We start from the raw sequence: 7,333 nt of genomic DNA, 5'->3' as shown, positions 1-7,333 counted from the left end.
GGCGGGGGCGGGTGTGCGGCACGGTCGTAGAGCGCGTCGTTCACCGGGTCCTGAGCGGCGGGGTCGTGGTCTCCGTACGGGTCGTACGCATACGCGTCCCGTACGTACGGGTCCTCTGGCTGCCCCGAGCCGTCGCCGGGAGTCTGGCCCCGGTCGCCGCCGTACGGCGCATTCATCGTGATCCCTGCCCCTGCTCGCCCGGATGACTCAACGGTCCACTTTCTCACCCGTGGCCGGGGGGTTGTCGTTTTGCGACGCGGTGTCGCCCGCGGGCTCCTCCGCAGCGGGCTCCTCCGCTCCCTCGGCGCTCTGCGGGTCCAGCGGGGCGTCCGGGTCCGGTGCGGCGCCCTTCCGCTTCCGCTGGGTGTACATCCGGATGCCGGCGAGCACCATCAGCAGCACGCCGCCGGCGATGACGAGGAGCACGGTGGAGGTGATCGAGGTGACGTTCACCTGGAACTCCATCGGCTCCCCGTACGGCTTTCCGTCCTCCGTGTACAGCTGGGCGCGCACCCAGGTGCGGCCGTTGGCCTTGGCGCTGGTGTCGAACTTGACGGACTGGCTGTGTCCTCCGTCCACTCGTACCGGCTTGCTGCCGCCCACGTCCAGGCCGATCCGGCGGCCGGACTCCAGCTCCAGGTAGAGGCCCTTGACGCCCTGCCCGAGGTTGTTCTGCACCGTCACCGGGATGGTGGCCTCACGGCCGGAGAGAGTGATGTCCGACTTCTTCACCAGCCGGACCCGGCCCTTGAGGTCCTGGAGATACTGCTGTACGCCGTCCCGGAACGCCTTGGCCTCGCGGCCCCGGCCGCGCCAGGTGGTGGAGGTCTCGCGGTCTATGGCGCTGCCGAACGGCGGGACGACGCGGTCGGAGCGGCGCAGGATGACCTTGAAGTCGTCCAGCGTCTCCTCCGTCCGCTGCGCCTGCCGGAACGCGGAGACCGGCAGCTCGCTGCGGCGCAGCGAGGTCGGATACGAGCCCGTGCCCGGCACCCGGCGGTTGGCCGCCGGGTCGGGCTTGGCCGCCGCGGCGGCCTTGAGCGGGGCCGCCCGGGTCCAGCCGCCGCTCTCCTCCAGCGCCCGGATGCCCGCCGCCATCGACTGGGCCTGCGCGGTGGTGGGCATCCGCTGCGGCGCGACGACGACGCTCCGCTGCCTTGTGGGCATCTGGCGGGCCAGGGAGAGGGACTGGGCGACGAACTGCTGCACCGCGAGGGACGACTTCCCCGCGTTCGTCATATCGCCCTCGAAGGCGCTGGAGAGCCGCCAGTCCGACACCAGCGCGGTGTTTCCGCTGCCGATGGGCCGGGCCGAGGTCGGGGTGTAGGTGAGCCTGTCCCGGACGCTGTCGCCGCGGGCGATGACGTAGTGCGCGCCCGCGGAGGTGGCGACGTCGATGACGGACGAGTCGACGGCGCCGCGCACCGGCCAGGCGTAGTCCGTCGTCGGCTTGGTGTGCAGCACCGTCTCGACGGTTTTGACGCTCCGCTGGGTGGCCGTGCCCAGGTGGCTGAGCGCGCCGGGGACCCTCTTGCCCTGGTGCGCCAGCGAGGCCAGATCGGGGTCGGCGAAGGGCAGCGCGACGATCTGCTCGCCGCGCACCGCGCGCTGCAGCCCGGCCAGCCACTTCTTGGCGTACTGCTGGCCCTTGCCCGCCTCGGTGCTGCCGTCGGGCTTCTCCACCTGGTACCGCCGCGTCATCAGGTCGACGGTGGCCAGCAGGTCCGGGTCGATCACCCAGGTGATGGGCAGCTCCTCGCCGAGCTCGACCAGCTGCTGCAACCGGCCGCCCGGGGCCAGCTCCCGGGTCAGCTTGTCGTCCCGGAAGACGGGGGTCTGCTGCTGGTCGGGGAGGGAGCGCGCGGTGATGTGGGTGCTGGAGACCAGCGGCCAGAGATAGGTGAGCCGGGTCTTCTCCGGGATGCTCTCCTGCTGCCAGGGCAGGAAGGTGCGGCCGATGCCGAGGACCTGGTCGTAGCCGCGGGCCCGGGTCCGGCCGGTGAGGGAGACGCCGAGCTGGTAGACCCCGTCCCGGCCCAGGGACAGCGCACTGACCGGGACCTTCAGGGTGAAGGAGCGGCTGATGCCGGGCGCGAGGGAGCCGGTCTTGACCGCGTACTTCCGGGCGATCTCCGTGCCGTCGGCGCCGGAGATGTAGCCCTTGCGCTGTCTCGCCTGGTCGATGGCGCTGCGGCTGCTGAGGGCGGGGCCCACGCGGACGCCGACCCGGCCGCCGGCGATGGCGGTCTTGCTGTCGTTGGTGACGGTGCCGGTGAGGGTGAGGGTGTCGCCCTTGTCGGGGACGGTGGGGGTGACGCTGTTCACCGAGACCTCGGCGCTGCGGGAGCCGGTACCGCGGCCCGCGACCTGGGCGGCCGCCTTGGTCGCCGCGGTCGCCCCCGTTGCCGCCGTTCCGGTCGCTGCCGTTCCGGTCGCCGTCGTTCCGGTCGCCGTCGTTGCCGTGCCCGCTGGTGCCGCCGCGGCGGTGGCGCCCAGGCCCGGGAGGAGCGCCAGGAGACCGGCGGCGACCGCGGCGGCTGTGCGGCGCGTCCAGCGAGGGGAGGTCGCTCCGTACGCGCTTCGCCCGGATCCCCGGGGAGCCTGACTCTCAGCCGCCTCGGCCACGCGCTCGTCCGTCCCGTCGTGTCGTTGGGGTGGGTGCTCTGGGTGGTCAGTCGTGTCGTCTTGCTGGATCCCTGATGGTAACGATGTCCTGAGGGTGGAAGTGCCGCGCCCGTCACCACATGATCGGGTGGCCCCGGGGGCTGCGCGGCAACGTACCCTGTGCTGTTGTGCCGAACCCGAACAGTGACCGCCAGCGCCCCCCGTCCGTCCCCGCGGCGTCCGCCACTGCGACCGCCCCGGACCAGCCTCAGGCCCAGGCCCAGGCCCAGGCCCAGACCCAGGCCGGGCCGGAGCCGCTGAGTACCGTGCAGCGCCGTGCCGTGAGCGAGCTGCTGCGGGTCTCGCCCGTCGCGGACGACCTCGCCCGCCGCTTCCGGGAGGCCGGGTTCCGCCTCGCGCTCGTCGGCGGCTCGGTACGGGACGCGCTGCTGGGCCGGCTCGGCAACGATCTGGACTTCACCACCGACGCCCGCCCCGAGGACGTCCTCGCGCTGGTGCGGCCGTGGGCGGACGCGGTGTGGGAGGTCGGCATCGCCTTCGGCACGGTCGGGCTGAAGAAGTCCGACTTCGTCCTGGAAATCACGACGTACCGCTCGGAGGTCTACGACCGCTCCTCGCGCAAGCCCGAGGTCAGCTACGGCGACACCATCGAGGAGGACCTGGTCCGCCGGGACTTCACGGTGAACGCCATGGCGGTCGCGCTGCCCGAGAAGACCTTCGTCGACCCGTACGGCGGCCTGGAGGATCTGGCGGCCCGCCGGCTGCGCACCCCCGGCACCCCGCAGATGTCCTTCTCCGACGACCCGCTGCGCATGCTGCGCGCGGCGCGCTTCGCCGCCCAGCTCGACTTCGAGATCGACAGTCCGGTCCTCGCGGCGATGAAGGAGATGGCGGAGCGCCTCGGGATCGTCTCGGCGGAGCGGGTGCGGGACGAGCTGAACAAGCTGCTGCTGTCCCCGCACCCGCGGCGCGGGCTGCGGCTGCTGGTGGAGACCGGGCTCGCCGACTGCTTCGTCCCGGAGATCCCCGCGCTGCGCCTGGAGCGCGACGAGCACCACCGGCACAAGGACGTCTACGAGCACTCGCTGACCGTCCTGGAGCAGGCCATCGACCTGGAGGACGACGGGCCGGACCTGACGCTGCGGCTGGCGGCCCTGCTGCACGACATCGGCAAGCCGAGGACCCGCCGCTTCGAGAAGGACGGCCGGGTCTCCTTCCACCACCACGAGGTGGTGGGCGCCAAGATGACGAAGAAGCGGATGACGGCGCTGAAGTATTCGACCGAGATGGTCCGGGACGTCTCCCGGCTGGTCGAGCTGCATTTGCGGTTCCACGGCTACGGCACCGGCGAGTGGACGGACTCCGCGGTGCGCCGCTATGTGCGGGACGCGGGCCCGCTGCTCGACCGGCTGCACAAGCTGACCCGCTCCGACTGCACCACCCGCAACAAACGCAAGGCCACCGCGCTCTCCCGGGCCTACGACGGGCTGGAGGAGCGCATCGCACGGCTCCAGGAGCAGGAGGAGCTGGACGCGATCCGCCCGGATCTGGACGGCAACGAGATCATGCGCATCCTGGAGATCCCGCCGGGCCCTGCCGTCGGTCGCGCGTACAAGCATCTGCTGGAGCTGCGGCTGGAGCACGGTCCGCTGGAGCACGACGCGGCGGTCGCCGCCCTCAAGGAGTGGTGGGCGCAGCAGCAGGGGTGAGCTCAGGGCCCCCGTCGGCGCCGTCGCCCCCGTCGCCGTCGGCGCTGTTTCACGTGAAACGGCGGCCCGCGGGGGAGCCCGGCCCCGGTACGCGGAACAGCGCGAAGGACAGCAGCGCGTACAGCACGGCAGCGCCCACCACCACCGGCACCGAGCGGCCGTCGTGCGGCAGTATCACGGCGGCCACGGCCGCCGCTCCGACGAAGGCGACGTTGTAGAGCATGTCGTAGAGGGAGAACACCCGGCCCCGGTACTCGTCGTCCACCGTCGTCTGCACCGCCGTATCCGTGGCGATCTTCGCCGCCTGGGTGACCAGGCCGAGCACGAAGGCGGCGACCAGTATCGGGGCCGGTTCGAAGGGCAGGCCGAGCACCGGTTCCAGCACGGCCGCCGTGCCCGCGCACAGCGCCATCCAGCCGAAGACGCCCATCCGGTGCACGCCCCACGGACTGAGCACGGCCGCGGTGAAGAAGCCGAGCCCGGAGAGTCCGACCGCGATGCCCAGCAGCCCGAGCCCGTCGTCCGAGGCGTCGCCGTCGTTCCAGGCGTAGCGGGTCAGCATCAGCACCGTGACGAACAGCGCCCCGTAGCAGAACCGCATCAGCGCCGCCGCGCCCAGCGCGTACGCGGCCGGGCGCCGCTCGGTGAGGTGCCGGAGCCCGGCGAGCAGCCCGCGCGCGGTGCTGAGGAGAGCGGTGCGGATCTGCGGCTGCACCTCGGAGGGGTCGGGGCCCAGCAGTTCCCTGCGCATCCGCAGCGCGGCGCCGGCGGCCAGCAGATAGCCGGCCGCGCCGACGACGAGGACGGCGGCGTCGGCCTGCCGTCCGCCGTCCGGGACGAGCATCCGGACGAGAAAGGCGACGCCGCCGCCGAGGGTGGCCGCGAGGGTCCCGGCGGTCGGGGAGAGGGAGTTGGCGATCACGAGCCGCTCCCCGTCCACCACCCGGGGCAGCGCGGCGGAGAGCCCGGCGAGGACGAAGCGGTTGACGGCGGTGACGGTGAGCGCGGCGAGGAAGACCAGCCACACCGGCACCGCGCCGAGGACCAGCGCCGCGGTGAGGCCCGCGAGCAGGGCGCGCAGCAGGCTGCCGAAGAGCAGCACCTGGCGGCGCAGCCAGCGGTCGAGCAGCACCCCGGCGAACGGGCCCAGCACCGAGTACGGCAGCAGCAGCACCGCCATGGCGGAGGCGATGGCGGCGGGCGAGGTCTCCTTCTCGGGTGAGAAGACGACATAGGTGGCGAGCGCGACCTGGTAGACGCCGTCCGAGAGCTGGGAGAGCAGGCGCACCGTCAGCAGCCGGCGGAATCCGGGGAAGCGGAGCAGCGTACGAAGATCGTGGACGGCGCGCATGGGTACACCCTCACACACGCCGGTCCGTGGGTTCGGCGTCGCGCTGTTTCACGTACTGCGCTCGCTGTTTCACGTGAAACGGGAGACCCGGCAGAAGGGCCCTAGCGTTCAGACGCGCCCCACTGCACGCACGGCCCCGCTCCGGCGTGCTCGTCCCGTACGGGTGGACGGCCCAGGGTGAACACGTCGGGGGCGCGGTCCAGGACGCCGCCGCCCGGGTCGTCGGAGCCGTCGTCCCGCCGTACGGGGTCGTGCTCGGGCAGCAGCATGTCGCGGATGACCACTGCGCAGAGGTAGAGCGTGCCGAGCAGGTGGATCAGGATGACGACCTGGTAGCCCTCCTCCGGGAGACCGCGGTGCTTGTCTGCGCTGCTGGTGTAGGCGAGGTACATCCAGATGCCGAGGAAGTACAGCGACTCGCAGCCCTGCCAGATGAGGAAGTCCCGCCACTTGGGGCGGGCCAGCACGGCGAGCGGGATCAGCCAGAGCACATACTGCGGCGAGTAGACCTTGTTGGTCAGGATGAAGAGGGCGACGACCAGGAAGGCGAGCTGGGCGAAGCGCGGGCGGCGCGGGGCGTGCAGCGTGAGGAACGCCAGGCCCGCACAGCCGAGCACCATCAACGCCGTCGCGTAGATGTTCGCATCGTCGAACGGGTGGCCGCTTCGCTGCTGGATGATCAGCCACACCGACCCGAAGTCCACCGGCCGCTCCTGGCTGAACCGGTAGAACTTCGCCCAGCCGTCCCACGCGAACACCATCACCGGCACATTGACGACGGCCCAGGCGGCGGCCGTGCCGCCCGCCGCCCTGCCGAACGCGCGCCACGCCCCCGCGCGCCAGCACAGCACCAGCAGCGGGCCGAGCAGCAGCACCGGGTACAGCTTCGAGGCGGTCGCCAGCCCGAGCAGCACCCCGGCGGCCAGCGGACGCGAGCGGGACCAGGCCAGCATCGCGCCGGCGGTGAGCGCGACCGCGAGCAGGTCCCAGTTGATGGTCGCGGTGAGCGCCAGCGCCGGGGCGAGGGCGACGAGCAGCCCGTCCCAGGGGCGGTTGCGGTGCGTCCGGGCCACGCACACCACCAGTACGGCGGCGCAGGCCATCAGCATCCCGGCGTTCACCATCCAGTAGAGCTGCTCCTCGCCCTGCAGCCCGTCCCCGCCGACCGTCAGCTTGGCGGCGATCTGCATGAAGGCGCCCGTCAGCACCGGGTACTCCAGGTACTCCATGCCGCCGGACACGTCCTGCGGGATCCGGTCGACGTACGGGGTCAGCCCCGCGGCGAAGCCCCGCCCGCCGTAGAGGTGCGGGATGTCGGAGTAGCAGGCGTGTGCGTACTGCGCCGACTGACCGGCGAACCAGCCCCCGTTGTAGCAGGGCAGCTTCTGCACCATGCCCAGCGCGAACATGCCGAGCGCGACCAGCACGACCACCCGGACCGGGGACCACCAGCCCCCGCCGTCCCGCGCCCGCCGCCCGGCGGGGCCGCCGATCAACTCGCTGCCCGCGGCGGCGACCTCGTCCTTCTCCGTGGGGCGTACGTACGCGTCGGCGCTCGTCATGGCCTCATCCTGCCGCACGGGGCCCGCCGTACGCAGACGCCCCCGGCTCATCGGATGAGCCGGGGGCGCCGGGCGTCGGGGGCGGA

The 7,333-nt window shown here is 72.4% G+C and carries 4 protein-coding genes; 1 reads left to right on the top strand and 3 read right to left on the bottom strand.

Translation table 11 applies throughout. From position 1 onward, the window contains the following. Nucleotides 1–207 precede the first annotated feature (207 nt). Nucleotides 208–2,625, bottom strand: a complete 2,418-nt coding sequence (locus tag G5C65_RS27340; protein ID WP_165301655.1) for a DUF6049 family protein — start codon at nucleotides 2,623–2,625, stop codon at nucleotides 208–210. Nucleotides 2,626–2,921: 296 nt separating this feature from the next. On the opposite strand from G5C65_RS27340, the gene G5C65_RS27335 reads away from it, so the two are divergent. Then, nucleotides 2,922–4,334 carry a CCA tRNA nucleotidyltransferase gene (locus G5C65_RS27335; RefSeq protein WP_206442330.1) on the top strand — a complete coding sequence of 471 codons (1,413 nt, stop codon included), beginning with the start codon at nucleotides 2,922–2,924 and terminating at the stop codon, nucleotides 4,332–4,334. A gap of 49 nt (nucleotides 4,335–4,383) precedes the next feature. On the opposite strand, the gene G5C65_RS27330 is transcribed toward G5C65_RS27335, so the two are convergent. Next, nucleotides 4,384–5,685, bottom strand: coding sequence for an MFS transporter (locus G5C65_RS27330; RefSeq protein ID WP_165301653.1), 1,302 nt, complete (start codon nucleotides 5,683–5,685; stop codon nucleotides 4,384–4,386). 101 nt (nucleotides 5,686–5,786) lie between these two features. Further along, a complete protein-coding gene (locus tag G5C65_RS27325; protein ID WP_165301651.1) occupies nucleotides 5,787–7,247 on the bottom strand; it encodes a glycosyltransferase family 87 protein in 1,461 nt (486 codons plus the stop codon). Nucleotides 7,248–7,333 lie beyond the last annotated feature (86 nt).

This window comes from Streptomyces boncukensis (assembly GCF_011045075.1).
GTDB lineage: Bacteria > Actinomycetota > Actinomycetes > Streptomycetales > Streptomycetaceae > Streptomyces > Streptomyces boncukensis.
The sequence above is the reverse complement of the archived record's forward strand: the minus strand, read 5'-3'. Positions and strand labels throughout refer to the sequence as shown.